Source organism: Thiohalobacter thiocyanaticus (assembly GCF_002356355.1).
In the GTDB taxonomy this organism is placed as follows: domain Bacteria; phylum Pseudomonadota; class Gammaproteobacteria; order Thiohalobacterales; family Thiohalobacteraceae; genus Thiohalobacter; species Thiohalobacter thiocyanaticus_A.
The window spans coordinates 2,840,328-2,864,085 of record NZ_AP018052.1; the positions used below are offsets into that span (position 1 = coordinate 2,840,328).

Consider the following 23,758-nt stretch of genomic DNA (forward strand, 5'->3'; position numbering starts at 1 on the left):
AGTTGCCCTGAGGGGTACTGCAAGCTGCCCATCATAGGGGGATTCGCCGGCGCCGGCAAATCCCCCCGGCGGCGTCCGTCTCACTGCCCGGCTGGAGCCGGGCGACCGACCAGCGTCTCCAGCGCGGCCTCGTCCAGGGCGCGCGGATCCACCTTCAGATAGGCCGTCTCGTCCTCGGCGACAACCACCGCCTCGACCACGCCCGGGACCCGTCCGAGTTCCCGGGCCAGCATCCCGGCCTGGGGCGGTGTGAGTCGGCCGACGCCGACCAGCCGGCTGGCCAGATAGCGCGGACGCTCCATCCCCGCCGCCACGGCCAGCCACACCAGTGCGATCAGGGCGCAGCCCAGGAAGACCCCGGTTGCGCCGAAGCGGCCGTGCAGGACCCCGCCCAGCGCCCCGCCCAGGAAGGCGCCGAGAAACTGGGAACTGGAATAGAAGCCCATGGCCGTCCCCTTGCTGTCGGCCGGGGCGGTCTTGGAGATCAGCGACGGCAGGGTCGCCTCCAGGATATTGAAGCCCACGTAGAACACGAACAGCGCCAGCACCACCCCGGCCAGCTGCCCCTGCCACTGGACCAGCGCCAGTTCGCCCGCCAGCACCATCACGATGGCGGCGAGGAACACCGGTTTCATGCGCTGCTGCTTCTCGGCCTGGATGATGAAGGGAATCATCACCGCCACCGACAGCACCAGCACCGGCAGGTAGAGCCAGGCGTGGCGGTCCGGGGCCAGCCCCAGGCCGTCGCGCAGCACCAGCGGCAGGCTGACGAAGCTGGCGGTCAGGATCAGATGCAGGGCCAGAATGCCGAAATCCAGCCGCAGCAGGCGGGCGTCGCGCAGCACGGCCAGGAACTGGGCCGGTACCGGCTGGGCGTCGCGGTGCGGCCGGCTCAGTGCGGGGCTGGGCACGGACCAGCGCAGGATGACCAGGCCGGACAGCGCCAGGACCGCGGTCAGCCAGAAGATGCCGGACAGGCCGATCCAGTGGCCCAGCCAGGGGCCCAGCACCAGGGCCAGGGCGAAGGACAGGCCGATGCTCATGCCGATCACGGCCATGGCCTTGGTGCGGTGCTCCTCCCGGGTCAGGTCCGCCGCCAGGGCCATGACCGCCGCGGCGATCGCCCCCGCGCCCTGCAGGGCGCGGCCCAGGATCACACCCCAGATGCTGTCGGCCAGCGCGGCCACCAGGCTGCCCAGGGCGAACAGCAGCAGTCCGATGGCGATGATGCGCTTGCGCCCGAAGCGGTCGGACAGCAGCCCGAAGGGGATCTGCAGCAGGGCCTGGGTGAAGCCGTAGGCGCCGATGGCCAGGCCGATCAGCCCCGGGGTGGCGCCGGTGTAGTCGTCGGCATAGAGGGCGAACACCGGCAGGATCATGAACAGCCCCAGCATGCGCATGGCGAAGATGCCCGCCAGCGAGACCGCCGCGCGACGCTCGCCGCGGGTCATGTTCGCATGCTGCTCGGGGCCGTCTGCCACGCGCCGAATCACCTTTTGCCGAGGACCGGGGAAGCGACGTATAGTAACAGGTTCGATTTACGGCGGAAAACGGCATGGACACCATTCGGATACGCGGCGCCCGCACCCACAACCTGGCCAACATCGACCTGGAGTTGCCCCGCGACCGCCTGATCGTCATCACCGGCCTGTCCGGCTCGGGCAAGTCCTCACTGGCCTTCGACACCATCTACGCCGAGGGCCAGCGCCGCTATGTGGAATCGCTGTCGGCCTACGCCCGCCAGTTCCTGTCGATGATGGAAAAGCCCGACATCGACCACATCGAGGGACTGTCGCCGGCCATCTCCATCGAGCAGAAGACCACCTCGCACAATCCGCGCTCCACCGTGGGCACCATTACCGAGATCTATGACTACCTGCGGCTGCTGTACGCACGCGTGGGCGTGCCCGAGTGCCCCGAGCACCGCATCGCACTGGATGCCCAGACCGTGAGCCAGATGGTGGACCAGGTCATGGCCCTGCCCGAGGGCACCCGGCTGATGCTGCTCGCGCCGGTGGTGCAGGCGCGCAAGGGCGAGCATGTGCATATACTGGAAGGCCTGCGCGCCCAGGGTTTCATCCGCGCCCGCATCGACGGTGAAATCGTCGAACTGGACCAGCTCCCGACGCTCGACCTCAAGCGCCAGCACACCATCGAAGCCGTGGTCGACCGGCTCAAGGTGCGCGCGGACATCCAGATACGCCTGGCCGAATCCTTCGAAACCGCGCTGCGGCTGTCCGACGGCCAGGTGCGGGTCGCCTTCATGGACGACCCGCAGCGCGAACCGCTGCTGTTCTCGGCCCGCTTCGCCTGTCCGCTGTGCGGCTACTCCATCACCGAGCTGGAACCGCGGCTGTTCTCCTTCAACAACCCGGCCGGCGCCTGCCCGGCCTGCGACGGCCTGGGTGTGAAGCAGTTCTTCGATCCCGAACGCATCGTGGCCCATCCGCATCTGAGTCTGGCCGGCGGCGCGGTGCGCGGCTGGGACCGGCGCAATGCCTATTACTTCCAGCTCATCAGTTCGCTGGCCGATCACTACGGCTTCGACATCGACACCCCGTTCGAGGAACTGCCGGAGGCGACGCGCGCGGTGATCCTTCACGGCTCGGGGGATGAAGAGATCGACTTCGAGTACCTGTCCGAGCGCAAGGGCTTCACCGTCCGCCGGCACACCTTCGAGGGCATCATCCCCAACATGGACCGGCGCTACCGCGAGACCGAATCCAACATCGTGCGCGAGGAACTGGCCCGGTATCTGAGCACCCGCGCCTGCCCCGAGTGCGGCGGCACTCGCCTGAACCGCGCGGCCCGGCACGTGTTCATCGAAGGCCGCACCCTGCCCGAACTGACCGCGCTTCCGGTCGTACGGGCGCTGGAATTCTTCGGCACGCTCACGCTTGAAGGTCGTCGCGGCAGGATCGCGGTCAAGATCCTCAAGGAGATCAACCAACGCCTGAGTTTCCTGGTCAATGTCGGCCTGGACTACCTGTCGCTGGAACGCAGCGCCGACACCCTCTCCGGCGGCGAAGCCCAGCGCATCCGCCTGGCCAGTCAGATCGGCGCCGGCCTGGTGGGGGTGATGTACATCCTGGATGAACCCTCCATCGGCCTGCACCAGCGCGACAACCAGCGGCTGCTCAACACGCTCGACTACCTGCGTGATCTGGGCAATACCGTCATCGTGGTCGAGCACGACGAGGAGGCCATCATGAGCGCCGATCATGTGCTCGACATGGGCCCGGGCGCCGGCATCCACGGCGGCCATATCGTCGCCCAGGGCACACCGGCCGATATCATGGCCAACCCCGACTCGCTCACCGGTCAGTATCTCTCGGGCACGCGTCGGATCGCAGTCCCCAAGCAGCGCACCCCGGTGAACGAACTGCGCATGCTGCGGGTGCTGGGTGCGACCGGCAACAACCTCAAGGGCGTGGACATCGACATCCCGGTGGGGCTGATGACCTGCATCACCGGCGTGTCCGGCTCCGGCAAGTCGACGCTCATCAACGATACCCTCTATCCCTTCGCCGCGCGCGAGCTGAACAAGGCCGCCACCAGTCCGGCACCGCACCGCGCCATCGAGGGCCTGGAGCACTTCGACAAGGTGGTCGACATCGACCAGAGTCCGATCGGCCGCACGCCCCGCTCCAACCCGGCCACCTACACCGGCCTGTTCACGCCCATCCGCGAACTGTTCGCCGGCACCCAGGAGGCACGCTCGCGCGGCTACAAGAGCGGCCGCTTCAGCTTCAACGTCAAGGGCGGGCGCTGCGAGGCCTGCCAGGGCGACGGCGTGATCAAGGTGGAAATGCACTTCCTGCCCGACATTTATGTGCCCTGCGACGTCTGTCACGGCAAGCGCTACAACCGCGAGACCCTGGAGATCCGCTACAAGGGCAGGACCATCCACGAGGTACTGGAGTTGACGGTGGAGGATGCCCTGTCCTTCTTCAGCGCGGTACCGGCGCTCAAGCGCAAGCTGCAGACCCTGATGGATGTCGGACTGTCGTACATCAGGCTGGGCCAGAACGCCACCACCCTGTCCGGCGGCGAGGCGCAGCGGGTGAAGCTGGCGCGTGAGCTGTCCAAGCGGGACACCGGCAAGACCCTCTACATCCTGGACGAGCCCACCACCGGCCTGCACTTCTATGACATCGAACAGCTGCTGGTCGTGCTGCACCGACTGCGCGATCACGGCAATACCGTGATCGTGATCGAGCACAATCTGGACGTGATCAAGACCGCCGACTGGGTCATCGACCTGGGGCCGGAGGGCGGCGACAAGGGCGGCGAACTGATCGTGGAGGGTACACCGGAGACGGTGGCGGCCCATGCGGATTCACATACGGGGCGGTTCCTGCGGCCGCTGCTGGAGGCGGGGTCTTCTGAACATGCGTGACGGAAACGCAGAGGACGCAAAGGCGCAGAGACGCAGAGTGTATTAATGATTAGTTCGTTGTGATTGTTTCGTTTGGTGGGACCATTCCCAGGTAGGGCGGAATCCAGATACCGTCGTGGTTATGGATTCCGGCCTGCGCCGGGATGACGGGAAGGCCTGCCTGAGATTTACATAATCCCGACAAGATATTCGACTTTGCGCCTCTGCGGCTTTGCGTCCTCTGCGTTACTGCCACTTACGTTTGCTACAGCCGCCCGCTGAAGTGCACCCGCTCGCCCAGGCTCAGGCCGAGCCGGGTCGCGGCATGGCCCTGGTTGACCGCGATCTCGACCAGGCCGTTGGCGTTCTCGTACCAGAAGGCCTCACCCGCCGCGACGGCACTGAAGGTCTCGGCCCGGCGCAGGCGGTGGACCCCCACCTCCAGTTCCACATCCCCTTCCAGACTGGCCGCACGGATACCGGTCATGGCGTTGCCGTAATGATCGATATAGATCACCTGCGCCAGTTCCGGCGGCCATCCCGGCTGGATACGCGCCTCGGGAGCAACCGCCACCCCGGGCACCGCTGCCCCGGTGGCGATCCGGGCCGCCACCGGCGCGAACAGGTCACGACCGTGAAAGCTGGCCGACAGCCGCGCCGGGTGCCAGTCGATATCCCACCATTCCAGGGCCTGCGCCCGCATGGCGACCACGTTGAACAGACCATTGTCCGGCCCGATGAACCAGCGTCCGTCAGCCCGGACCACACAGGGCCGGCGGTCGCCGCCCACGCCGGGATCCACCACGGCCAGAAACACTGTGTCGACGGGGAATTCATCAGCGTAGGCCGCCAGCAGATAGGCACCGGCATGGGGGTCGAAGTTCGGCGCCTTGGCGAACAGGTTGACCTGCGGGACGCCGGGTGCGTCGCGATGGAGCACGGCCTGCATCTGACCGATGTAGGGGTCTTCCAGGCCGAAGTCGGTGAAGAGGATGATCACCAGGGTCAAGATACAAGAGGCAGGATACAGGAGACAAGTCTGCATGGAGTGCATGCGGGGAGACGATGCTTTGCCTGCATCCCGTCTCGTTGCTCATGCATTTCCTTCAGACGCAAAAAAAGCCGGGGCAGGCCCGGCTTTTCTGTGCACGCAGACGGCAAGGCTATTCGGCAGCCTCGGTGCCTTCCTCGGCAGCGGTCTCGGGACGATCGACCAACTCGACCAGCGCCATGGGCGCGGAGTCGCCGGCCCGGTAGCCCATCTTGAGGATGCGCAGGTAACCGCCGGGACGGGCCTGGTAACGCGGGCCCAGTTCGTCGAACAGCTTGGTCACCACCTCGCGGTCACGCAGGCGGGAGAAGGCCAGCCGGCGCTGGTGCACCGAATCGTTCTTGGCCATGGTGATCAGCGGCTCGGCCACCCGGCGCAGTTCCTTGGCCTTGGGCAGGGTGGTGGTGATGACTTCATGGCGCAGCAGCGACGCCGCCATGTTGCGGAACATGGCCTTGCGATGCGAACTGTTGCGGTTTAACTGGCGTCCACTCTTGCGATGTCGCATTGGTCGTTACCTCAGATCCCGAAAATACGGGCGCGGCAGTCCGCGCCCGGTCAATAATACAATCGGCACCGCGTCAGGCGGTCGCGCGATCCTTGTCCCGCAGCCCCGGCGGCGGCCAGTTGTCCAGGCGCATGCCCAGGGACAGGCCGTGGGAAGCCAGCACATCCTTGATCTCGGTGAGTGACTTCTTGCCCAGGTTCGGTGCCTTGAGCAGTTCCACCTCGGTCTTCTGGATCAGATCGCCGATGTAGTAGATGCTCTCGGCCTTCAGGCAGTTGGCCGAACGCACGGTCAGTTCCAGATCGTCAACCGGACGCAGCAGGATCGGATCGATATCGGGGGCAACCGACTCCTTCTGCTCCTCTTCCTTGCCCTGCAGGTCCACGAACACCGACAGCTGATCCTGGAGGATGGTCGCGGCGCGGCGGATGGCCTCTTCCGGATCGATGGTGCCGTTGGTCTCGATGTCGATGATCAGCTTGTCCAGGTCGGTGCGCTGCTCCACGCGGGCGCTGTCGACGGTATAGCTGACCTTGTTGACCGGACTGAAGCTGGCATCCAGCTGCAGATTGCCGATCGGACGATCCTCGTCCACACCGATGCGGGCATTGGCGGGCACGTAGCCGCGGCCCTTGCTGACCTTGAGCATCATGTTCAGCTCACCGGACTGGGTCAGGTGGGCGATGACATAATCCGGGTTGACGATCTCGACATCGTGATCAAGCGTGATGTCGCCGGCCGTCACCGGGCCCGGACCCTTCTTCTTCAGGCTCAGGCTGGCCTCGTCGCGATTGTGCAGACGGATGGCCAGGTTCTTCAGGTTCAACATGATATCGATCACGTCTTCCTGCACGCCCTCCATGGTGGAGTACTCATGCAGCACGCCGTCGATCTCGACCTGGGTGACAGCAGCACCCGGCATGGAGGACAACAGGATACGACGCAGGGCGTTACCCAGTGTATGTCCAAAACCACGCTCGAGCGGCTCGATCGTGACCTTGGCGCGAAGATCGTTGACCTGCTGGATGTCAACGATGCGGGGTTTCAGGAATTCAGTAACACTGCCCTGCATGGAATTTCCTCTCTCCTATGGATTACTTGGAGTACAGCTCGACGACCAGCTGTTCCTGGATATCCGACGGCAGTTCGCCACGTTCCGGTGCGGCCTTGAACACGCCTTCCATCTTCTTGGGATCGACATCGATCCAGTCGGCAAATCCACGCTGCTGCGCCAGCTCGATTGCGGCCTGCACCCGGGACTGTCCGCGCGCCTTCTCCGACAGCCCGATGATGTCATTGGGGCTGATCTGGGCGGAAGGGATGTTCATCTTCCTGCCATTGACGGTGATGCCGTTGTGGCGCACCAGCTGACGCGCTTCGCTGCGTGAGGCGGCAAAGCCCATACGGTAGACGATGTTGTCGAGCCGCGATTCCAGCAGCTGCAACAGGTTGTCACCGGTCGAGCCCTTGCGGCGGGCGGCTTCCTTGTAATAGCTGCGGAACTGCTTTTCCAGAACACCGTAGATACGACGCAGCTTCTGCTTCTCGCGCAGCTGCAGTGCATAATCCGACAGGCGGGTGCGGCGCTGGCCATGCTGGCCGGGCGGGAACGGACGGTTCTCCACCGGGCACTTGCTGGTGTAGCACTTCTCGCCCTTGAGGAACAGCTTGGTGCCCTCGCGGCGGCACTGGCGGCATTTGGATCCTACGTACTTGGCCATGTCGACTCCCCGCTCAGACGCGACGTTTCTTGGGCGGACGGCAGCCGTTGTGCGGAATCGGCGTCACGTCCTGAATGTTGGTGATCTTGAATCCCACCCCGTGCAGGGCACGCACAGCGGAATCACGTCCCGGGCCCGGGCCCTTGACCATGACATCCAGATTCTTCATCCCGTATTCCAGGGCCACCTTGCCGGCACGCTCGGCCGCCACCTGGGCGGCGAAGGGTGTGCTCTTGCGCGAGCCGCGGAAGCCGGAACCCCCGGCCGTGGCCCAGCACAGGGCGTTGCCCTGGCGGTCTGAGATGGTCACGATGGTGTTGTTGAACGAAGCCTGGATGTGGGCGACGCCGTCGACCACATTCTTCTTCACCTTCTTACGGGGGCGTGCTGCCGGTTTAGCCATAGCTGTATTTAACCCTGGAATTCAGTAACTAACTGATATTAACGACGAATCGGACGGCGCGGACCCTTGCGGGTACGGGCATTGGTCCGGGTGCGCTGACCCCGCAGCGGCAACCCGCGCCGATGGCGCAGGCCGCGATAGCAGCCAAGATCCATCAAACGTTTGATATTCATAGAAATTTCACGGCGGAGATCACCCTCGACAGCGAACTTTCCGACCTCGGCGCGCAGGGCCTCGATCTCGCCGTCGTCCAGATCCCGGATCTTGCGGTCGTGGGCGACGCCCGCGGCGTCGCAGATCTGCCTGGCCCGCGTCCGGCCCACGCCATAGATCGAGGTCAGCGCTATAACCGCATGTTTCTGCACGGGAATGTTTATGCCTGCAATACGGGCCATCAGCCTCTCCTGCTACACGTACTTACGCCCCGGTCACGGGAAACGCGTAAGACTATCTTGCAATGAACAAAAAATCAATCGCCGGACGCGTCTGCGCCCGGCTCCAGTACCGGTCGCCGTCCCGGCTCAGCCCTGGCGCTGCTTGTGCCGGGCGTCGGAGCAGATCACGCGCACCACACCGTTGCGGCGGATGATCTTGCAGTTACGACAGATCTTTTTCACAGATGCTCTGACTTTCATGACATCACCCAATCAAATGATGGCGATACGGTTCGCCGAATATCCAAACTAGCGCAGCAGTCCGCTGCGACCGTGCCCCTTGAGGTTGGCCTTCTTCATCAGCCCCTCGTACTGGTGCGACATCAGGTGCGCCTGGACCTGCGCCATGAAGTCCATCACCACGATCACGATGATCAGCAGGGACGTGCCGCCGAAATAGAAAGGCACGTTCCAGTACAGGATCAGGAACTCGGGCAACAGACACACCAGCGTGATATAGCCCGCGCCCACCAGCGTCAACCGAGTCATGACATTATCGATGTAACGCGCGGTCTGCTCGCCCGGCCGGATGCCCGGAATGAAGGCGCCCGACTTCTTCAGGTTGTCTGCCGTCTCCCGCGCATTGAACACCAGCGCGGTATAGAAGAAGCAGAAGAAAATGATCGCCAGCGCATACAGCATGACGTACAGCGGCTGCCCCGGTGACAGGGTCGCGGCGATATCCGACAGCCAGCGCATGCCTTCGCTCTGTCCGAACCAGCTGCCCAGCGTGGCCGGGAACAGGATGATGCTGGAGGCGAAGATGGGCGGTATGACACCGGCCATGTTCAGCTTCAGCGGCAGATGCGTGCTCTGCGCCGCATAGACCTTGCGGCCCTGCTGACGACGCGCATAGTTCACCGTGATCCGACGCTGGCCCCGTTCCACGAACACGACAAAGGCGGTGACCGCCAGCGCCATGACGAACAGGAACAGGATCGTCAGCACGTTCATCTCACCGGTGCGGGCCAGTTCCAGCGTACCGCCGATGGCCGCCGGCAGGCCGGCCACGATACCGGCGAAGATGATGATCGATATTCCGTTGCCGATGCCGCGCTCGGTGATCTGCTCACCCAGCCACATCAGGAACATGGTCCCCGTGACCAGGGTAATCACCGCGGTCATCACGAAGGCCGGCCCGGGATTGATGACCAGCCCTTCCTGGCTGTTCATCAGACCGACCGATATGCCGATGGCCTGTACCGTCGCCAGCCCCAGGGTCGCATAGCGCGTGTACTGGGTGATCCTGCGCCGTCCGGCCTCACCTTCCTTCTTGATCTTCTCCAGCGCCGGCACCGTGTAGCTCAGCAGCTGGATGATGATCGATGCCGAGATGTAGGGCATGATCCCGAGCGCGAAGATGGTAAAGCGCATCAGGGCACCGCCTGAGAACATGTTGAACATGTCCAGGATGGTGCCGCTCTGCTGATCGGCCAGCTGCTTCAGGATGACCGGATCGATGCCGGGCACCGGGATATGGGCGCCCAGCCGATAGACGATCAGCGCGCCGAGCACGAAGAAGATGCGCTGGCGCAGCTCCCGGAGTTTGCCGATATCTCCCAGCGATCCCGCTAATGTAGCGCCCGGTGCGGCCATCAGTGCCTCCGGCTACGAATATTCGTGACCGGCAGCACTAGTCTTCGACCTTCCCGCCGGCAGCCTCGATGGCGGCACGGGCCCCCTTGGTCACGGCCACGCCCTTCAGCGTCACGGCCTTGTTCAGTTCACCCGACAGGATGACCTTGGCCTTGTCGATCTGCTGGCCAACCACGCTGGCTGCCTTGAGCACGGCCAGGTCGATGACGTCGGCATCGATTTTGGCCAGTTCGTCCAGGCGCACCTCGGCACGGGTCCGGCCGACGCGGGACTTGAAACCGACCTTGGGCAGGCGGCGCTGCAGCGGCATCTGGCCGCCTTCGAAACCGACCTTGTTGTAGCCGCCGGAGCGGGACTTCTGACCCTTGTGGCCACGGCCGCAGGTCTTGCCCAGACCCGAACCGATGCCGCGACCGACACGCTTTGGAGAGGGCTTGCTGCCCGCGCCGGGCTTGATGGTATTCAGTCGCATGTCAGGCTTCCTCGACTTGCAGCAGGTACGAGACCTTGTTGATCATCCCGCGGTTCTCCGGCGTGTCCAGCACTTCGACACTATGCCGGATGCGGCGCAGGCCGAGACCTGCCACACAGGCCTTGTGTTTCTTGAGTCGACCCGCGACGCTGCGCACCAGGGTGACTTTGAGCTTTTTCTCCGCCATGACTTACCCCCGGATCTCTTCGAGTTTCTTGCCGCGCTTGGCTGCGATCTCGTCCGGCGAACTGATGTTGTCCAGGGCATTGAGCGTCGCGCGCACGACATTGATCGGGTTGCGGCTGCCGACACACTTGGACAGGACGTTGCGCACGCCCACCACCTCCAGCACGGCGCGCATGGCGCCGCCGGCGATGATACCGGTACCGTCGGAAGCCGGCTGCATGTACACCTTGGCCGCGCCATGCCGGCCCTTGGCGGCATAGAACAGGGTGCCCTCGTTGAGCGCATAGGACTTCATGTTCTTGCGGGCGTTCTCCATGGCCTTCTGGATGGCCACCGGAACCTCGCGCGCCTTGCCGGTGCCGAAGCCGACCTTGCCGTTGCCGTCACCGACCACGGTCAATGCGGAGAAGCCGAAGATCCGGCCGCCCTTGACCACCTTGGCCACGCGGTTGACCGCAATCAGCTTTTCCTGCAGCCCGTCGCCCTGTACTTGTGCGTCTACACTCGCCATGATTCACCCTTAAAACTCGAGACCGGCTTCCCGCGCGGCATCCGCCAGCGCCTTGACTCGGCCGTGATATTTGTAACCGGAACGGTCGAAAGCAACCCGGGTCACGCCCGCTGCCCTGGCCTTCTCCGCGATGGCCTTGCCGACGGCGGTGGCCGCGGTGGCATTGCCGGTCTTGGCCAACTCGGCACGCAGGGCCTTGTCCAGGGTCGATGCGGCGGCGACGACCTTGTCGCCGTCGGGGGCAAAGACCTGTGCGTAGATGTGGCGCGGAGTACGGTAAACGCTCAGGCGGTAATCGCCCAGTTCGCGTATCTTGGCGCGCGCACGCCGTGCACGACGCAGCCGCGCTGCCTTCTTGTCCAGTGTTGCCATTTCGATAACCTCTCTGCACCAGCGACGATTCCGACCGCCGCCTTGCCTGTGTCGTTACAACTTATTTCTTCTTGGCTTCCTTGCGGACGATCGTCTCGTCCGCGTACTTCACGCCCTTGCCCTTATAGGGCTCGGGCGGACGGAAGCCGCGAATCTCTGCCGCGACCTGACCCACGGCCTGCTTGTCCACGCCCTTGACCACAACCTCGGTCTGACTCGGGGTCTCGATGGTGATCCCCTCGGGCACCTCGTAGTTGATCGGGTGCGAGAAGCCCAGGGTGAGGTTCAGGACCTTGCCCTGCGCCTGGGCGCGATAACCGACGCCGACCAGTTCCAGCTTGCGCTCGAAACCGTCCTTCACGCCGACCAGCATGTTGTTGATGTTGGCACGCGTGGTCCCGGCCTGGGCCCAGGCCTGCTTGGATTCCTTGCGCGGCTTGAAGCTCAGCACATTCTCGTCGCGCGAGACTTCCACATCCTCGTGGACGTTGTAATGCATCTCGCCCTTGGGGCCCTTGATCTTCACGGCCTGGCCGGTCATCTCGAACTCGACGCCCGCCGGAAGCTGGATCGGATAATTTGCGATACGTGACATAACTGCGCGCCTTAACTTAGCTGACGGTGCAGAGGACTTCGCCGCCCTGGCCGCTGGCGCGCGCCTCGCGGTCACTCATCACGCCACGCGAGGTGGATATGATGGCAACACCGAGACCACCGTTGACCTGGGGCAGTTCATCCTTGCCCTTATAGATTCTCAGACCCGGACGACTGACACGCTTGATGTGCATGATCACGGGCCGGCCCTGATAATACTTCAGGCCGATACGCAGCTGCGGCTTCTTGCCCTCGTCCTCGACGCTGTAGTCGCCGATATAGCCCTCGTCCTTCAACACCTTGGCGATGGCCGCCTTCTGCTTGGACGCAGGCATGACCACCTCCGCCATCTCGGCGGTCTGGGCGTTGCGGATGCGGGTCAGCATGTCCGCCAGGGGATCCGACATACTCATGTGCAATTATCCTCGCGACTCAATTCTTACCAACTGGCCTTGACCAGGCCCGGAACCTCGCCTTTCATGGCGTGCTCACGCAGCTTGTTGCGGCACAGGCCGAACTTGCGGTACACGGCATGCGGACGACCGGTCAGCTGGCAACGGCGCTGCATCCGGGCCGGACTGGCATCGCGCGGCAGCTTGTTCAGCTTGTTCACGGCGTCCATGCGCTCTTCGACGCTGGTCTCCGGGTTCTTGATAACCGCCTTCAGTTCGGCCCGCTTGGCGGCATACTTCTTCACCGTCTTCAGGCGCTTGGCTTCGCGGGCAATCATGGATTTCTTGGCCATAGTACCTATTCCTTAATTGCGGAAGGGGAAGCTGAAGGCCGACAGCAGGGCCTTGGCTTCCTCGTCCGTCTTGGCGGTGGTGGTAATGGTGATATCCATCCCACGCAGTGCATCAACCTTGTCGTAATCGATTTCCGGGAAGATGATCTGTTCCTTCACGCCCATGCTGTAGTTGCCACGGCCATCGAAGGACTTGCCACTCACGCCGCGGAAGTCACGCACGCGCGGAATGGCGATATTGATCAGCCGATCCAGGAATTCATACATGCGCTCACGGCGCAGCGTCACCTTGCAGCCGATGGGCCAGCCCTCGCGGACCTTGAAGCCGGCAACGGACTTGCGCGCCTTGGTCACGATAGCCTTCTGCCCGGCGATCTTCTCCATATCGCCGACGGCGTTTTCCATGACCTTTCGATCTGCCACGGCCTCGCCCACACCCATATTGAGCGTGATCTTGGTAATCTTGGGGACTTCCATGACGTTGGCGTAACCAAACTGCTCCTGGAGCTGCTTGATCACGGTGTCCCGATAGTGATCCTGTAACCTTGCCATCGCTGCAACCAACCTGTAATGAATTAAGCGTCTACCACTTCACCGGTGGATTTGAACACGCGCACCTTGCGGCCGTCCTCCAGCGTCTTGAAACCAACCCGCTCGCCCTTGCTGGTCTGAGGGTTGAACAGCATCACGTTGGACACCTGAATCGGCGCCTCCTTCTGCATGATGCCCCCGGCCACGCCGGCGCCCGGGTTCGGCTTCTGGTGCTTCTTGACGACGTTGACGTTTTCAACAATCAACCGATCATCATCCAGCACCCGCAGCACGCTGCCGCGCTTGCCCTTGTCCTTGCCAGCGGTGACGACGACTTCGTCACCTTTCTTGATCTTACGCATGTCGAAACCCTGCCTGTGTTAGAGCACTTCCGGAGCCAGTGACACGATCTTCATGAACTTGTCGCCGCGCAGCTCGCGGGTGACAGGGCCGAAGATACGGGTACCGATGGGCTCCAGCTTGTTGTTCAGGAGTACCGCCGCATTGGTATCGAAGCGGATCAGGGAACCATCGGGGCGGCGCACACCCTTACGGCTGCGCACGACGACGGCGTTGTAGACCTCGCCTTTCTTGACCTTGCCGCGCGGGATGGCTTCCTTCACGCTGACCTTGATCACGTCGCCGATCCCGGCATAGCGGCGATGCGAACCGCCCAGCACCTTGATGCACTGGACTTCGCGGGCGCCGCTGTTGTCGGCGACATTCAGCATGGTTTGCATCTGAATCATGACGGCTTCCTAAAAACTGTATGAACTCGGCGACTGTCTTCAGACCGCCTCGGCACGCTCGACCACGGACACCAGACGAAAGGTCTTGGTCTTCGACAGCGGGCGGCACTCCTGGATCGTAACCAGATCCCCTTCCTGGCACTCGTTGTTCTCGTCGTGCACATGGTATTTGGTGGACCGGCGGATATACTTGCCGTACAGGGGGTGACGCACACGACGCTCGATCATCACGGTCGCGGTCTTGTCCATCCTGTTGCTGATCACGCGCCCGGTCAGGGTGCGCTCGACTTTCTGTTCTTCACTCATGCTGCATCACCCGACTTCGCCATTTCATTCAGCACGGTCTTGATACGTGCAATATCCTTGCGCACACGCTTGAACTGGTGCGGGCGCGACAACTGGCCCGTGGCATTCTGCATACGCAGATTGAACTGCTCGCGCAGCAGGCCCGTCAGTTCCTCGCGCAGCTCGGCAGTGGATTTGTTTCGCATGTCGTTCGCTTTCATCACATCACCGTCCGGTTGACAAAGGTGATACCGACCGGAAGCTTGGCCGCGGCGAGACGGAAGGCTTCCCGCGCCATCTCCTCGGAGACACCCTCGATTTCGTACAGCACACGGCCGGGCTGGATCTTGGCGACCCAGTACTCGACGTTGCCCTTGCCCTTGCCCATGCGGACCTCGATGGGCTTCTTGGTCACAGGCACGTCCGGGAACACGCGGATCCACAGCTTGCCGCCACGCTTGACATGACGGGTGATGGCGCGGCGCGCGGCCTCGATCTGGCGCGCAGTCACCTGGCCACGGGTGGTTGCCTTGATCGCATACTCACCGAAGCTGACACGGTTGCCCGAAGTGGACAGCCCGCGGTTACGGCCCTTCTGTTGTTTGCGAAATTTGGTGCGTTTCGGTTGCAGCATGATCCAGAACTCCGTTAGCCTGCCGCGGCCTTCTTGCCGGCATCGGTTTCAGCGCTTTGTTCGCCCTTGCCGAACACCTCGCCCTTGAATATCCAGACCTTCACGCCGATGATTCCGTAAGTGGTACGGGCCTCGGCGAAGCCATAGTCGATATCGGCACGCAGCGTGTGCAGCGGGACCCGGCCCTCACGGTACCATTCGGTACGCGCGATCTCGGCGCCGTTGAGTCGGCCGGCCACGTTGATGCGGATACCCTGGGCACCCAGACGCATCGAGTTGCCCACGGCGCGCTTCATGGCGCGACGGAACATGATGCGGCGCTCGAGCTGCTGGGCCACGCTCTCGGCCACCAGCTGCGCATCGAGTTCGGGCTTGCGGATCTCCTCGATGTTGATGTGCACCGGGATGCCCATCAGGCGGGAGACGTCCTTGCGCAGGGCCTCGATATCCTCGCCCTTCTTGCCGATCACGATACCCGGACGCGCGGTGTAGATCGTGATCATGGCATTCTTGGCCGGGCGTTCGATCTTGATCCGGCTCACAGAGGCATGCGACAGGCGCTGCTTGAGGTAGTCACGCACCTTGATGTCGTTGTTCAGATACTCGGCGAACTGCCGGGAATCCGCATACCACTTGGAGGTCCAGTCCTTGACTATCCCCAGGCGAATACCGTTTGGATTGACTTTTTGACCCATTCCGAACTCTCTTTATGCTGTATCCGCAGCGTTAATCGGCGACCGTCACGGTGATGTGGCTGGTCTGCTTTAAAATACGGTTGGCGCGGCCCTTGGCGCGCGCACGGAAGCGCTTCAGCGTCGGACCCTCGTTGACCATGATGGTCGAGATCTTCAGCTCGTCGATATCGGCGCCTTCATTGTGCTCGGCGTTGGCGATGGCGGACTCCAGCACCTTGCGCACGATGCCAGCCGCCTTCTTCTGACTGAACATCAGGGTCTGCAGCGCCCGCTCGACCGGCATGCCGCGCACCTGATCGGCCACCAGACGGCACTTCTGGGGCGAGATTCGCGCAAAACGCAATTTGGCACTGACCTGCATCTGACTCACTCCCTTACCTGGACTTCTTGTCGGCCGCGTGACCCTTGAAGGTACGCGTGGCGGCAAACTCACCGAGCTTATGGCCGATCATGTTCTCGTTGATCAGCACGGGCACGTGCTGACGCCCGTTGTGCACGGCGATGGTGAGCCCCACCATGTCCGGCAGGATCATGGAGCGGCGCGACCAGGTCTTGATCGGCTTGCGGCTGTTGGCCGCAACGGCGGCGTCGACCTTCTTGCTCAGGTGCTCGTCGACAAACGGCCCTTTACGAACTGAACGTGGCACGTTTAGATCCCCTTAAACTTATCTGCTCTTGCGACGGCGCACGATCATATGATCGGTGCGCTTGTTCTTGCGCGTCTTGTAGCCCTTGGTCGGAACACCCCAGGGAGTGACCGGATGACGACCGCCCGAGGTACGACCCTCACCGCCGCCATGCGGATGATCCACCGGGTTCATGGCCACGCCGCGCACCGTCGGGCGCACGCCGCGCCAGCGCTTGGCACCGGCCTTGCCCAGCGAACGCAGGCTGTGCTCGGCATTGCCGACCTCGCCGATGGTGGCGCGGCAGTCGGCGTGAACCTTGCGCATCTCGCCCGAGCGCAGGCGCAGGGTGGCGTACTGGCCTTCGCGGGCCACCAGCTGCACACCGGCGCCGGCGCTGCGCGCCAGCTGACCGCCCTTGCCGGGCTTCATCTCGATGTTGTGCACCAGGGTGCCCACCGGGACGTTGCGCAGCGGCATGGCACTGCCCGGCTTGATCGGGGCATGACTGCCGGACTGCACCGGCATGCCGACTTCCAGACCCTTGGGCGCCAGGATGTAGCGGCGCTCGCCGTCGGCATACAGCACCAGCGCGATATTGGCGCTGCGGTTCGGATCGTATTCAATGCGCTCGACCCGGCCGACAATGCCGTCCTTGTTGCGCTTGAAATCGATGACACGATAGCGCTGCTTGTGCCCGCCGCCGCGATGCCGGGTGGTGATCCGACCCAGGTTGTTGCGCCCGCCGTTCCGGGTCTTCTTCTCGACCAGCGGCCCGTAGGGCTCGCCCTTGTACAGGTCGCCCGTCGAGAGCTTGACCACAAAGCGGCGGCCCGGGGAAGTGGGCTTGGTTTTGACAATAGCCATGACTGAACCTTGCGCTCTTAACTTCTGTCCTCAGGCGCGGATTATTCCGCTCCCATGAAATCGATATCCTGGCCTTCCGCCAGGGTGACGTAGGCCTTCTTCCAGTCGGAGCGCTTACCCAGCGTCTGACCGAAGCGCTTGACCTTGCCCTTGACCCTGGCCACCTGCACGTTGGTCACCTTGACCTCGAACAGCTTTTCCACGGCCTGGCGGATTTCCGGCTTGCTGGCATCGGGCAGCACCTTGAATGCGTACTGACGGCTCGTATCAGCCAGCCGCGCGGTCTTCTCCGACACCAGCGGCGCCAGCAGAACCTTCATCAGGCGTTCCTGACTCATGCCAGTCTCTCCTCAAACTTCTTCAGGGTGTCGACCGTCATCAACACCTTTTCGAACCCGATCAGGCTGACCGGATCGGCGGTCTCTGAATCGCACACCCCGACGTTGTAGAGGTTGCGCGCGGCGAGATACAGATTCTCGTCGGCATCGTCATTGACGATCAGCACATCCCGCAGATCCATGTCCTTGAGCTTGCCCACCAGGTCCCTGGTCCTGGGCGCAGCAAGCGAGAAGTCGTCCACGATCACCAGTCGATCCTGACGCAGCAGTTCGGACAGGATCGAGGCCATGGCCCCGCGGTACATCTTCTTGTTCACCTTCTGGGAATAATCGCGCGGACGAGCGGCAAAGGTCTTGCCGCCACCCGCCCACAGCGGGCTGCGAATTGTACCAGAACGCGCCCGGCCTGTCCCCTTCTGTCGCCAGGGCTTGGAACCGCCGCCGCGCACGTCGGAGCGGCTCTTCTGCGCCTTGGTGCCGGCACGGCCGCCGGCCATGAAGGCGGTCACGACCTGGTGGATCAGCGCCTCGTTGAAATCCCGGCCGAAGGCCTTGTCCGAGACACTGACAGATGCACCACCCTGAACCTGAATATCCATCATTGCCTCCTCAAGCCTTGACTGCCGGGCGCACGATCACATCGCCGCCCTTGGCGCCGGGCACCGAACCCTTGATCAGCAGCAGGTTGCGCTCGGCATCCACCCGCACCACTTCCAGGCTCTGGGTGGTGCGGCGCACGCTGCCCATGTGGCCGGCCATCTTCTTGCCCTTGAACACACGGCCGGGAGTCTGGTTCTGACCGATGGAACCCGGAGCGCGATGCGACAGCGAGTTGCCGTGGGTGGCGTCCTGGGTACGGAAGTTGTGACGCTTCACACCGCCCTGGAAGCCCTTGCCGATGCTGGTGCCGCTGACGTCGACCTTCTGGCCGTTCTCGAAGATATCGACCTTGATCTCGGCGCCGACCTCGATGCCCTCGCCTTCCTCGCCGTACAGGCGGAACTCCCATAGCCCGCGGCCTGCCTCGACCCCGGCCCTGGCGTAGTGCCCGGCCAGCGGCTTGGTGACGCGCGAGGCGCGCCGGCTGCCGGTGGTTACCTGCAGCGCACGATAGCCGTCGGTCTCCTGCGACTTCAGCTGGGTCACCCGGTTCGGTTCGACCTCGATTACGGTCACCGGAACCGCCGCCCCGTCTTCGGTGAAGACGCGGGTCATTCCGATCTTGCGGCCTACAACTCCGATCGCCATTGCTCTAACCCTAATACTCTGGCATGCCGGCACAACGCCGGCTGCATCAATTCAACTTAATCTGCACGTCCACGCCAGCGGCAAGATCCAGCTTCATCAGCGCATCGACCGTCTTGTCGGTCGGATCGACGATGTCCATCAGCCGCTTGTGGGTACGGATCTCATACTGGTCCCGCGCGTCCTTGTTGACATGCGGCGAGATCAGCACGGTGAAGCTTTCCTTTTTCGTGGGCAACGGAATCGGACCGCGCACCTGAGCGCCGGTACGCTTGGCCGTCTCCACGATCTCCCGCGCCGACTGATCGATCAGACGATGATCGAAGGCCTTGAGGCGGATACGAATTCGCTGGTTGGTCATGTTTAACCCTATAGTTTCAGTATGGGAACAGGGCCGGGCCCTGTTCCCGAACTTCCGGAATTACTCGATGATCTTGGAGACCACGCCGGCGCCCACGGTACGGCCGCCTTCGCGGATGGCGAAGCGCAGACCCTCTTCCATCGCGATCGGCGCAATCAGCGACACCGTCATCTTCACGTTGTCGCCCGGCATCACCATCTCCACGCCTTCCGGCAGATCGCATGCACCCGTCACGTCCGTCGTGCGGAAGTAGAACTGCGGACGATAACCGTTGAAGAACGGCGTGTGACGACCACCCTCGTCCTTGCTCAGCACATACACCTCGCACTCGAACTTGGTGTGCGGCGTGATCGAACCCGGCACGCACAGCACCTGTCCGCGCTCCACATCGTCACGCTTGGTCCCGCGCAGCAGCACGCCCACGTTGTCGCCCGCCTCGCCCGAGTCCAGCAGCTTGCGGAACATCTCCACACCCGTCACCGTGGTCTTGGTGGTGTCGCGAATACCCACGATCTCCACCTCGTCGCCCACCTTGACGATGCCGCGCTCGATACGACCGGTCACCACCGTGCCGCGACCCGAAATCGAGAACACGTCCTCGATCGGCATCAGGAACGGCTGGTCCACCGGACGCTCCGGCACCGGAATGTAGCTGTCCAGCGCCTCCAGCAGCTTCTCGATCGACGGCACGCCGATCTCCGAGGTGTCGCCTTCCAGCGCCTTGAGCGCCGAACCGGTAATGATCGGGGTGTCGTCGCCGGGGAAATCATAGGAAGACAGCAGATCGCGGATCTCCATCTCCACCAGCTCCAGCAGCTCCGGATCATCCACCTGGTCGGCCTTGTTCATGTACACCACGATCGAGGGCACACCCACCTGACGCGCCAGCAGGATGTGCTCGCGCGTCTGCGGCATCGGACCGTCCGCCGCACTGCACACCAGGATCGCACCGTCCATCTGCGCCGCACCCGTGATCATGTTCTTCACATAGTCGGCGTGACCAGGACAGTCCACGTGCGCATAGTGGCGCGCATCCGTCTCGTACTCCACGTGAGCAGTGGCAATCGTGATCCCGCGCGCACGCTCTTCCGGCGCATTATCAATCTGATCGTAGGCCCGGAACTCGCCGCCCATCTTCTCGGCACCCACCTTCGTCAGCGCCGCCGTCAGCGTCGTCTTACCATGGTCCACGTGACCTATCGTTCCCACGTTCACGTGCGGCTTCGTTCGCTCAAATTTTTCCTTGGACACGACTGCTACCTCGTTACAGTTCTGTTGGTCTCTAGAGAATTACGATGCTTTCTTGATGATCGCGTCGGCGACGTTGGTGGGCGCTTCGGCGTATTTTTCGAATTGCATGCTGTAGCTGGCGCGGCCCTGAGTGGCGCTGCGCAGATCAGTGGCATAGCCGAACATCTCCGACAGCGGAACCTCGGCCCGCACCTGCTTGCCGGAGGGGCCGTCCTCCATTTCCTTGATCATGCCGCGACGGCGGTTCAGGTCACCCACCACGTCGCCCATGTACTCTTCCGGAGTAACGACCTCGACACTCATAATGGGTTCGAGCAGCACCGGACTGGCCTTCAGCGCGCCTTCCTTGAAGCCCATGGAGCCGGCGATCTTGAAAGCCATCTCGGAGGAATCGACGTCATGGTAGGAACCGTCGAACAGGGTGATCTTCACGTCGACCATCGGGAACCCGCCCAGTACACCGTTCTCCATCTGCTCCTGGATGCCCTTGTCCACGGCCGGGATGTAATCCTTGGGCACGACACCGCCGACGATGGCGTTGACAAACTCGTACCCCGCCCCCGGCTCCTGCGGCTCCAGCTTGAGCACGACATGGCCGTACTGGCCGCGGCCGCCGGACTGACGCACGAACTTGCCTTCGACCTTCTCGACCGCCTTGCGAATGGTCTCGCGATAGGCCACCTGGGGCGCGCCCACGTTGGCCTCGACCTTGAACTCGCGCTTCATGCGGTCGACGATGATGTCCAGGTGCAGCTCGCCCATGCCGGAGATGATGGTCTGCCCGGATTCCTCGTCCGTATGTACACGGAAGGAGGGATCCTCCTGAGCCAGCTTCTGCAGGGCGATGCCCATCTTCTCCTGGTCGGCCTTGGTCTTGGGTTCCACCGCGACGGAGATGACCGGCTCGGGGAATTCCATGCGCTCCAGGATGACGGGCTTGCTCATGTCGCACAGGGTGTCACCGGTAGTGACGTCCTTCAGGCCCACGGCGGCGGCGATGTCGCCGGCGCGCACCTCCTTGATCTCCTCGCGCGAGTTGGAGTGCATCTGCAGGATACGGCCGACGCGCTCCTTCTTGCCCTTGACCGAGTTGTAGACGGTGTCGCCGGAACTCAGCACGCCGGAGTAGACCCGGAAGAAGGTCAGCGAACCGACATAGGGATCGGTGGCGATCTTGAAGGCCAGCGCGGCGAAGGGCTCGTCATCGGAGGACTTACGCAGCACCTCGGTCTCGCTCTCGTCGTCCAGCACACCCTTGATGGCCAGCACGTCGACCGGCGAGGGCATGAAATTGATCATGGCGTCCAGCATGGCCTGCACGCCCTTGTTCTTGAAGGCGGAGCCGCACATCATCGGAATGATCTCGACCGTCAGGGTGCGCATGCGCAGGCCCTTGATGATCTCCTCGTGGGACAGATCACCCTCGTTGAGATACTTGTCCATCAGTTCTTCGGTGGCCTCGGCAGCGGCTTCCAGCATGTGCTCGCGCCACTCCTGGCACTGCTCGAGCATATCCGCGGGGATATCCCTGGCCTCGTAGGTCATCCCCATGTCGGCCTCGTTCCAGTAGATGGCCTGCATCCGGATCAGGTCCACCACGCCCTGGAAATTGTCCTCGGCGCCGATCGGCAGCTGCACCGGGACCGGGAAGGCGCCCAGCCGGGTCTTGACCTGCTCGACCACGCGCAGGAAATTCGCGCCGGCACGGTCCATCTTGTTGACGAAGCCCATGCGCGGGACGTGATACTTGTTGGCCTGGCGCCAGACCGTCTCGGACTGGGGTTCGACGCCGCCCACGGCGCAGAACACGGCGCAGGCGCCGTCGAGTACGCGCAGAGAACGCTCCACCTCGATGGTGAAGTCCACGTGGCCGGGGGTGTCGATGATATTGATGCGGTGTTCCGGGAACTGCTGGTCCATGCCGCTCCAGAAGCAGGTGGTGGCCGCGGAGGTGATGGTGATGCCGCGCTCCTGCTCCTGCTCCATCCAGTCCATGGTGGCCGCACCGTCGTGCGTCTCGCCGATCTTGTGCGACACGCCGGTGTAGAACAGGACGCGCTCTGTAGTCGTCGTCTTGCCGGCATCAATGTGCGCCATGATGCCGACATTGCGATAACGTTCGATTGGGGTTTTGCGTGCCACGGACTGAGTTCCTATCTAAATAATGTTGCTTAAAAATGTCTGCGCGCTTACCAGCGGTAGTGCGCGAAGGCCTTGTTGGCCTCGGCCATGCGGTGCGTATCCTCGCGCTTCTTCACCGCGGCGCCACGGCTCTCAGAGGCATCCATGATCTCGCCGGCAAGACGTTGCGCCATGGTCTTCTCGCTGCGCTTGCTGGCGGCATCGATCACCCAGCGCATGGCCAGGGTCTGGCGGCGGACCGGTCGCACCTCGATCGGCACCTGGTAGGTGGCACCGCCGACGCGGCGGGACTTGACCTCGACCATCGGGCTGACGTTCTCCAGGGCCTGGTCCATGACCTCCATCGGGTCGCCGCTCTTCTGACCGATATGGTCCAGGGCGCCGTAGACGATGCGCTCTGCGACCGATTTCTTGCCGCTCATCATGAGCATATTCATAAACTTGGCCAGCTTCTCACTGCCGAACTTGGGGTCCGGCAGGATCTGGCGGCGTTCTGCTGACTTTCTTCTGGACATGTCGTTTTCCTGTGCAACCGGACTGCGTTAGGACTTGGGCCGCTTGGCGCCATACTTCGAGCGCCCCTTGCGGCGCGCCTGCACCCCGGAGGTGTCCAGGCTGCCGCGCACGGTGTGGTAGCGCACGCCGGGCAGGTCCTTCACACGACCACCACGGATCAGCACCACTGAGTGCTCCTGCAGATTGTGGCCCTCACCACCGATGTAGGTGTTGACTTCATAACCGTTGGTCAAACGCACCCGCGCGACCTTGCGCAATGCCGAGTTCGGTTTCTTCGGCGTGGTGGTGTAGACACGGGTGCACACGCCTCGCTTCTGCGGTGAAGCCTCGAGCGCAGGCACGTTACTCTGCCGCGCTCTGCGGCTACGCGATTTGCGTACTAACTGGTTGATCGTGGGCATAAAAACTCACTTTAATCCGTCTTGCTGCCAACATGGATGCGGTCGGAAAATAAACGACAGGCCGGCATGGTTGCCCGGCCTGTCGGGAAAGACGCGCAATTTTAGAGAGCCACCCCCACCCTGTCAAGCACTTGTGGTGCCTGTTT

At 63.0% G+C, this 23,758-nt stretch carries 35 protein-coding genes; 1 reads left to right on the forward strand and 34 read right to left on the reverse strand.

The genetic code is table 11. From position 1 onward, the window contains the following. Positions 1–80 precede the first annotated feature (80 nt). On the reverse strand, positions 81–1,481 hold the full coding sequence (locus tag CFK21_RS13080; protein ID WP_369801209.1) for an MFS transporter: 1,401 nt from the start codon (positions 1,479–1,481) through the stop codon (positions 81–83). A gap of 74 nt (positions 1,482–1,555) precedes the next feature. Here CFK21_RS13080 and uvrA point away from each other — a divergent pair, with 74 nt between their 5' ends. Continuing rightward, the gene (gene uvrA / locus CFK21_RS13085) at positions 1,556–4,399 is read left to right on the forward strand and encodes an excinuclease ABC subunit UvrA (RefSeq protein WP_096367075.1); all 2,844 of its coding nucleotides are present in this window, start codon (positions 1,556–1,558) and stop codon (positions 4,397–4,399) included. Between the two features lie 244 nt (positions 4,400–4,643). Here uvrA and CFK21_RS13090 read toward each other — a convergent pair whose 3' ends face one another. The 33 genes from CFK21_RS13090 to rpsL form a co-directional block, all read right to left on the reverse strand. Further along, entirely contained in the window at positions 4,644–5,378 is a 735-nt protein-coding gene (locus tag CFK21_RS13090) for an SAM hydrolase/SAM-dependent halogenase family protein (RefSeq protein ID WP_096367623.1), read from the reverse strand. Positions 5,379–5,541: 163 nt separating this feature from the next. Then, positions 5,542–5,937, reverse strand: a complete 396-nt coding sequence (gene rplQ, locus CFK21_RS13095) for a 50S ribosomal protein L17 (protein WP_096367076.1) — start codon at positions 5,935–5,937, stop codon at positions 5,542–5,544. A 73-nt stretch (positions 5,938–6,010) separates the two neighbouring features. Next, complete coding sequence (locus CFK21_RS13100) at positions 6,011–7,009, reverse strand: DNA-directed RNA polymerase subunit alpha (protein WP_096367077.1); 999 nt, start codon at positions 7,007–7,009, stop codon at positions 6,011–6,013. Between the two features lie 22 nt (positions 7,010–7,031). Beyond that, positions 7,032–7,658, reverse strand: coding sequence for a 30S ribosomal protein S4 (gene rpsD / locus CFK21_RS13105; RefSeq protein WP_096367078.1), 627 nt, complete (start codon positions 7,656–7,658; stop codon positions 7,032–7,034). Positions 7,659–7,671: 13 nt separating this feature from the next. Continuing rightward, positions 7,672–8,061, reverse strand: coding sequence for a 30S ribosomal protein S11 (gene rpsK / locus CFK21_RS13110; RefSeq protein WP_096367079.1), 390 nt, complete (start codon positions 8,059–8,061; stop codon positions 7,672–7,674). Between the two features lie 38 nt (positions 8,062–8,099). Beyond that, positions 8,100–8,456, reverse strand: a complete 357-nt coding sequence (gene rpsM / locus CFK21_RS13115) for a 30S ribosomal protein S13 (protein WP_096367080.1) — start codon at positions 8,454–8,456, stop codon at positions 8,100–8,102. Positions 8,457–8,582: 126 nt separating this feature from the next. After that, a complete protein-coding gene (rpmJ, locus tag CFK21_RS13120; RefSeq protein WP_096367081.1) occupies positions 8,583–8,696 on the reverse strand; it encodes a 50S ribosomal protein L36 in 114 nt (37 codons plus the stop codon). A gap of 48 nt (positions 8,697–8,744) precedes the next feature. Next, positions 8,745–10,091 carry a preprotein translocase subunit SecY gene (gene secY, locus CFK21_RS13125; RefSeq protein WP_096367082.1) on the reverse strand — a complete coding sequence of 449 codons (1,347 nt, stop codon included), beginning with the start codon at positions 10,089–10,091 and terminating at the stop codon, positions 8,745–8,747. Positions 10,092–10,128: 37 nt separating this feature from the next. Next, complete coding sequence (rplO, locus tag CFK21_RS13130) at positions 10,129–10,563, reverse strand: 50S ribosomal protein L15 (RefSeq protein ID WP_096367083.1); 435 nt, start codon at positions 10,561–10,563, stop codon at positions 10,129–10,131. 1 nt (position 10,564) lies between these two features. Continuing rightward, positions 10,565–10,750 carry a 50S ribosomal protein L30 gene (gene rpmD, locus CFK21_RS13135; RefSeq protein ID WP_096367084.1) on the reverse strand — a complete coding sequence of 62 codons (186 nt, stop codon included), beginning with the start codon at positions 10,748–10,750 and terminating at the stop codon, positions 10,565–10,567. Positions 10,751–10,753: 3 nt separating this feature from the next. After that, a complete protein-coding gene (rpsE, locus tag CFK21_RS13140) occupies positions 10,754–11,260 on the reverse strand; it encodes a 30S ribosomal protein S5 (protein ID WP_096367085.1) in 507 nt (168 codons plus the stop codon). 9 nt (positions 11,261–11,269) lie between these two features. Beyond that, positions 11,270–11,623: a 50S ribosomal protein L18 gene (gene rplR / locus CFK21_RS13145; RefSeq protein WP_172844335.1), complete on the reverse strand. Its 354-nt coding sequence runs from the start codon at positions 11,621–11,623 to the stop codon at positions 11,270–11,272. Positions 11,624–11,693: 70 nt separating this feature from the next. Continuing rightward, positions 11,694–12,227 carry a 50S ribosomal protein L6 gene (gene rplF, locus CFK21_RS13150; RefSeq protein ID WP_096367087.1) on the reverse strand — a complete coding sequence of 178 codons (534 nt, stop codon included), beginning with the start codon at positions 12,225–12,227 and terminating at the stop codon, positions 11,694–11,696. Positions 12,228–12,243: 16 nt separating this feature from the next. Beyond that, positions 12,244–12,639 carry a 30S ribosomal protein S8 gene (gene rpsH / locus CFK21_RS13155; protein WP_096367088.1) on the reverse strand — a complete coding sequence of 132 codons (396 nt, stop codon included), beginning with the start codon at positions 12,637–12,639 and terminating at the stop codon, positions 12,244–12,246. Between the two features lie 26 nt (positions 12,640–12,665). After that, entirely contained in the window at positions 12,666–12,971 is a 306-nt protein-coding gene (gene rpsN, locus CFK21_RS13160; RefSeq protein ID WP_096367089.1) for a 30S ribosomal protein S14, read from the reverse strand. A gap of 12 nt (positions 12,972–12,983) precedes the next feature. Next, a complete protein-coding gene (gene rplE / locus CFK21_RS13165) occupies positions 12,984–13,523 on the reverse strand; it encodes a 50S ribosomal protein L5 (protein WP_096367090.1) in 540 nt (179 codons plus the stop codon). A 23-nt stretch (positions 13,524–13,546) separates the two neighbouring features. Continuing rightward, complete coding sequence (gene rplX, locus CFK21_RS13170; protein WP_096367091.1) at positions 13,547–13,864, reverse strand: 50S ribosomal protein L24; 318 nt, start codon at positions 13,862–13,864, stop codon at positions 13,547–13,549. Positions 13,865–13,882: 18 nt separating this feature from the next. Then, positions 13,883–14,251: a 50S ribosomal protein L14 gene (gene rplN, locus CFK21_RS13175; protein ID WP_096367092.1), complete on the reverse strand. Its 369-nt coding sequence runs from the start codon at positions 14,249–14,251 to the stop codon at positions 13,883–13,885. A gap of 39 nt (positions 14,252–14,290) precedes the next feature. After that, positions 14,291–14,557: a 30S ribosomal protein S17 gene (rpsQ, locus tag CFK21_RS13180; protein WP_096367093.1), complete on the reverse strand. Its 267-nt coding sequence runs from the start codon at positions 14,555–14,557 to the stop codon at positions 14,291–14,293. Beyond that, positions 14,554–14,757: a 50S ribosomal protein L29 gene (gene rpmC / locus CFK21_RS13185; RefSeq protein WP_096367094.1), complete on the reverse strand. Its 204-nt coding sequence runs from the start codon at positions 14,755–14,757 to the stop codon at positions 14,554–14,556. Before rpmC ends, rpsQ begins: the two co-directional genes overlap by 4 nt. Continuing rightward, on the reverse strand, positions 14,757–15,170 hold the full coding sequence (gene rplP, locus CFK21_RS13190; RefSeq protein ID WP_096367095.1) for a 50S ribosomal protein L16: 414 nt from the start codon (positions 15,168–15,170) through the stop codon (positions 14,757–14,759). Before rplP ends, rpmC begins: the two co-directional genes overlap by 1 nt. 14 nt (positions 15,171–15,184) lie before the next feature. After that, entirely contained in the window at positions 15,185–15,865 is a 681-nt protein-coding gene (gene rpsC, locus CFK21_RS13195) for a 30S ribosomal protein S3 (RefSeq protein WP_096367096.1), read from the reverse strand. Between the two features lie 31 nt (positions 15,866–15,896). After that, a complete protein-coding gene (gene rplV, locus CFK21_RS13200) occupies positions 15,897–16,226 on the reverse strand; it encodes a 50S ribosomal protein L22 (protein WP_096367097.1) in 330 nt (109 codons plus the stop codon). Between the two features lie 13 nt (positions 16,227–16,239). Beyond that, entirely contained in the window at positions 16,240–16,512 is a 273-nt protein-coding gene (rpsS, locus tag CFK21_RS13205) for a 30S ribosomal protein S19 (protein ID WP_096367098.1), read from the reverse strand. An 18-nt stretch (positions 16,513–16,530) separates the two neighbouring features. Continuing rightward, positions 16,531–17,358 carry a 50S ribosomal protein L2 gene (rplB, locus tag CFK21_RS13210; protein ID WP_096367099.1) on the reverse strand — a complete coding sequence of 276 codons (828 nt, stop codon included), beginning with the start codon at positions 17,356–17,358 and terminating at the stop codon, positions 16,531–16,533. 41 nt (positions 17,359–17,399) lie between these two features. Continuing rightward, positions 17,400–17,696 (reverse strand): 50S ribosomal protein L23, encoded by a 297-nt coding sequence (rplW, locus tag CFK21_RS13215; protein WP_096367100.1) that lies wholly within the window; start codon positions 17,694–17,696, stop codon positions 17,400–17,402. Continuing rightward, entirely contained in the window at positions 17,693–18,295 is a 603-nt protein-coding gene (gene rplD, locus CFK21_RS13220; RefSeq protein ID WP_096367624.1) for a 50S ribosomal protein L4, read from the reverse strand. The genes rplW and rplD overlap by 4 nt, the downstream gene beginning before the upstream one ends. 10 nt (positions 18,296–18,305) lie before the next feature. After that, complete coding sequence (gene rplC / locus CFK21_RS13225) at positions 18,306–18,944, reverse strand: 50S ribosomal protein L3 (protein WP_096367101.1); 639 nt, start codon at positions 18,942–18,944, stop codon at positions 18,306–18,308. 46 nt (positions 18,945–18,990) lie between these two features. Continuing rightward, complete coding sequence (gene rpsJ / locus CFK21_RS13230; RefSeq protein ID WP_096367102.1) at positions 18,991–19,302, reverse strand: 30S ribosomal protein S10; 312 nt, start codon at positions 19,300–19,302, stop codon at positions 18,991–18,993. 60 nt (positions 19,303–19,362) lie between these two features. After that, positions 19,363–20,553, reverse strand: coding sequence for an elongation factor Tu (gene tuf, locus CFK21_RS13235; protein ID WP_096367103.1), 1,191 nt, complete (start codon positions 20,551–20,553; stop codon positions 19,363–19,365). 39 nt (positions 20,554–20,592) lie between these two features. Next, on the reverse strand, positions 20,593–22,695 hold the full coding sequence (gene fusA, locus CFK21_RS13240) for an elongation factor G (protein WP_096367104.1): 2,103 nt from the start codon (positions 22,693–22,695) through the stop codon (positions 20,593–20,595). A gap of 47 nt (positions 22,696–22,742) precedes the next feature. Then, a complete protein-coding gene (rpsG, locus tag CFK21_RS13245) occupies positions 22,743–23,210 on the reverse strand; it encodes a 30S ribosomal protein S7 (RefSeq protein WP_096367105.1) in 468 nt (155 codons plus the stop codon). Positions 23,211–23,237: 27 nt separating this feature from the next. Continuing rightward, positions 23,238–23,612, reverse strand: coding sequence for a 30S ribosomal protein S12 (gene rpsL, locus CFK21_RS13250; RefSeq protein ID WP_096367106.1), 375 nt, complete (start codon positions 23,610–23,612; stop codon positions 23,238–23,240). Positions 23,613–23,758: the final 146 nt, after the last annotated feature.

Bases quoted from the DNA above. Each gene is read 5' to 3' on its own strand.
- rpsH (WP_096367088.1), bottom strand. From the start codon at position 12,639: ATGAGTATGTCGGATCCCCTGGCGGACATGCTGACCCGCATCCGCAAC.
- uvrA (WP_096367075.1), top strand. From the start codon at position 1,556: ATGGACACCATTCGGATACGCGGCGCCCGCACCCACAACCTGGCCAAC.
- rpsE (WP_096367085.1), bottom strand. From the start codon at position 11,260: ATGGCGAGTGTAGACGCACAAGTACAGGGCGACGGGCTGCAGGAAAAG.
- rplQ (WP_096367076.1), bottom strand. From the start codon at position 5,937: ATGCGACATCGCAAGAGTGGACGCCAGTTAAACCGCAACAGTTCGCAT.
- rplD (WP_096367624.1), bottom strand. From the start codon at position 18,295: ATGGATATTCAGGTTCAGGGTGGTGCATCTGTCAGTGTCTCGGACAAG.
- rplN (WP_096367092.1), bottom strand. From the start codon at position 14,251: ATGATTCAGATGCAAACCATGCTGAATGTCGCCGACAACAGCGGCGCC.
- rpmD (WP_096367084.1), bottom strand. From the start codon at position 10,750: ATGGCGGAGAAAAAGCTCAAAGTCACCCTGGTGCGCAGCGTCGCGGGT.
- rpsM (WP_096367080.1), bottom strand. From the start codon at position 8,456: ATGGCCCGTATTGCAGGCATAAACATTCCCGTGCAGAAACATGCGGTT.
- rpsG (WP_096367105.1), bottom strand. From the start codon at position 23,210: ATGTCCAGAAGAAAGTCAGCAGAACGCCGCCAGATCCTGCCGGACCCC.
- rpsC (WP_096367096.1), bottom strand. From the start codon at position 15,865: ATGGGTCAAAAAGTCAATCCAAACGGTATTCGCCTGGGGATAGTCAAG.
- rplW (WP_096367100.1), bottom strand. From the start codon at position 17,696: ATGAGTCAGGAACGCCTGATGAAGGTTCTGCTGGCGCCGCTGGTGTCG.
- secY (WP_096367082.1), bottom strand. From the start codon at position 10,091: ATGGCCGCACCGGGCGCTACATTAGCGGGATCGCTGGGAGATATCGGC.
- rplO (WP_096367083.1), bottom strand. From the start codon at position 10,563: ATGCGACTGAATACCATCAAGCCCGGCGCGGGCAGCAAGCCCTCTCCA.
- rpmC (WP_096367094.1), bottom strand. From the start codon at position 14,757: ATGAAAGCGAACGACATGCGAAACAAATCCACTGCCGAGCTGCGCGAG.
- rpsL (WP_096367106.1), bottom strand. From the start codon at position 23,612: ATGCCCACGATCAACCAGTTAGTACGCAAATCGCGTAGCCGCAGAGCG.
- rplV (WP_096367097.1), bottom strand. From the start codon at position 16,226: ATGCAGGTCAGTGCCAAATTGCGTTTTGCGCGAATCTCGCCCCAGAAG.
- rpsD (WP_096367078.1), bottom strand. From the start codon at position 7,658: ATGGCCAAGTACGTAGGATCCAAATGCCGCCAGTGCCGCCGCGAGGGC.
- rpsK (WP_096367079.1), bottom strand. From the start codon at position 8,061: ATGGCTAAACCGGCAGCACGCCCCCGTAAGAAGGTGAAGAAGAATGTG.
- rplE (WP_096367090.1), bottom strand. From the start codon at position 13,523: ATGGCAAGGTTACAGGATCACTATCGGGACACCGTGATCAAGCAGCTC.
- CFK21_RS13100 (WP_096367077.1), bottom strand. From the start codon at position 7,009: ATGCAGGGCAGTGTTACTGAATTCCTGAAACCCCGCATCGTTGACATC.
- rpmJ (WP_096367081.1), bottom strand. From the start codon at position 8,696: ATGAAAGTCAGAGCATCTGTGAAAAAGATCTGTCGTAACTGCAAGATC.
- rplX (WP_096367091.1), bottom strand. From the start codon at position 13,864: ATGCGTAAGATCAAGAAAGGTGACGAAGTCGTCGTCACCGCTGGCAAG.
- rplB (WP_096367099.1), bottom strand. From the start codon at position 17,358: ATGGCTATTGTCAAAACCAAGCCCACTTCCCCGGGCCGCCGCTTTGTG.
- rplC (WP_096367101.1), bottom strand. From the start codon at position 18,944: ATGGCGATCGGAGTTGTAGGCCGCAAGATCGGAATGACCCGCGTCTTC.
- rpsN (WP_096367089.1), bottom strand. From the start codon at position 12,971: ATGGCCAAGAAATCCATGATTGCCCGCGAAGCCAAGCGCCTGAAGACG.
- rplF (WP_096367087.1), bottom strand. From the start codon at position 12,227: ATGTCACGTATCGCAAATTATCCGATCCAGCTTCCGGCGGGCGTCGAG.
- rplP (WP_096367095.1), bottom strand. From the start codon at position 15,170: ATGCTGCAACCGAAACGCACCAAATTTCGCAAACAACAGAAGGGCCGT.
- rpsJ (WP_096367102.1), bottom strand. From the start codon at position 19,302: ATGACCAACCAGCGAATTCGTATCCGCCTCAAGGCCTTCGATCATCGT.
- rpsQ (WP_096367093.1), bottom strand. From the start codon at position 14,557: ATGAGTGAAGAACAGAAAGTCGAGCGCACCCTGACCGGGCGCGTGATC.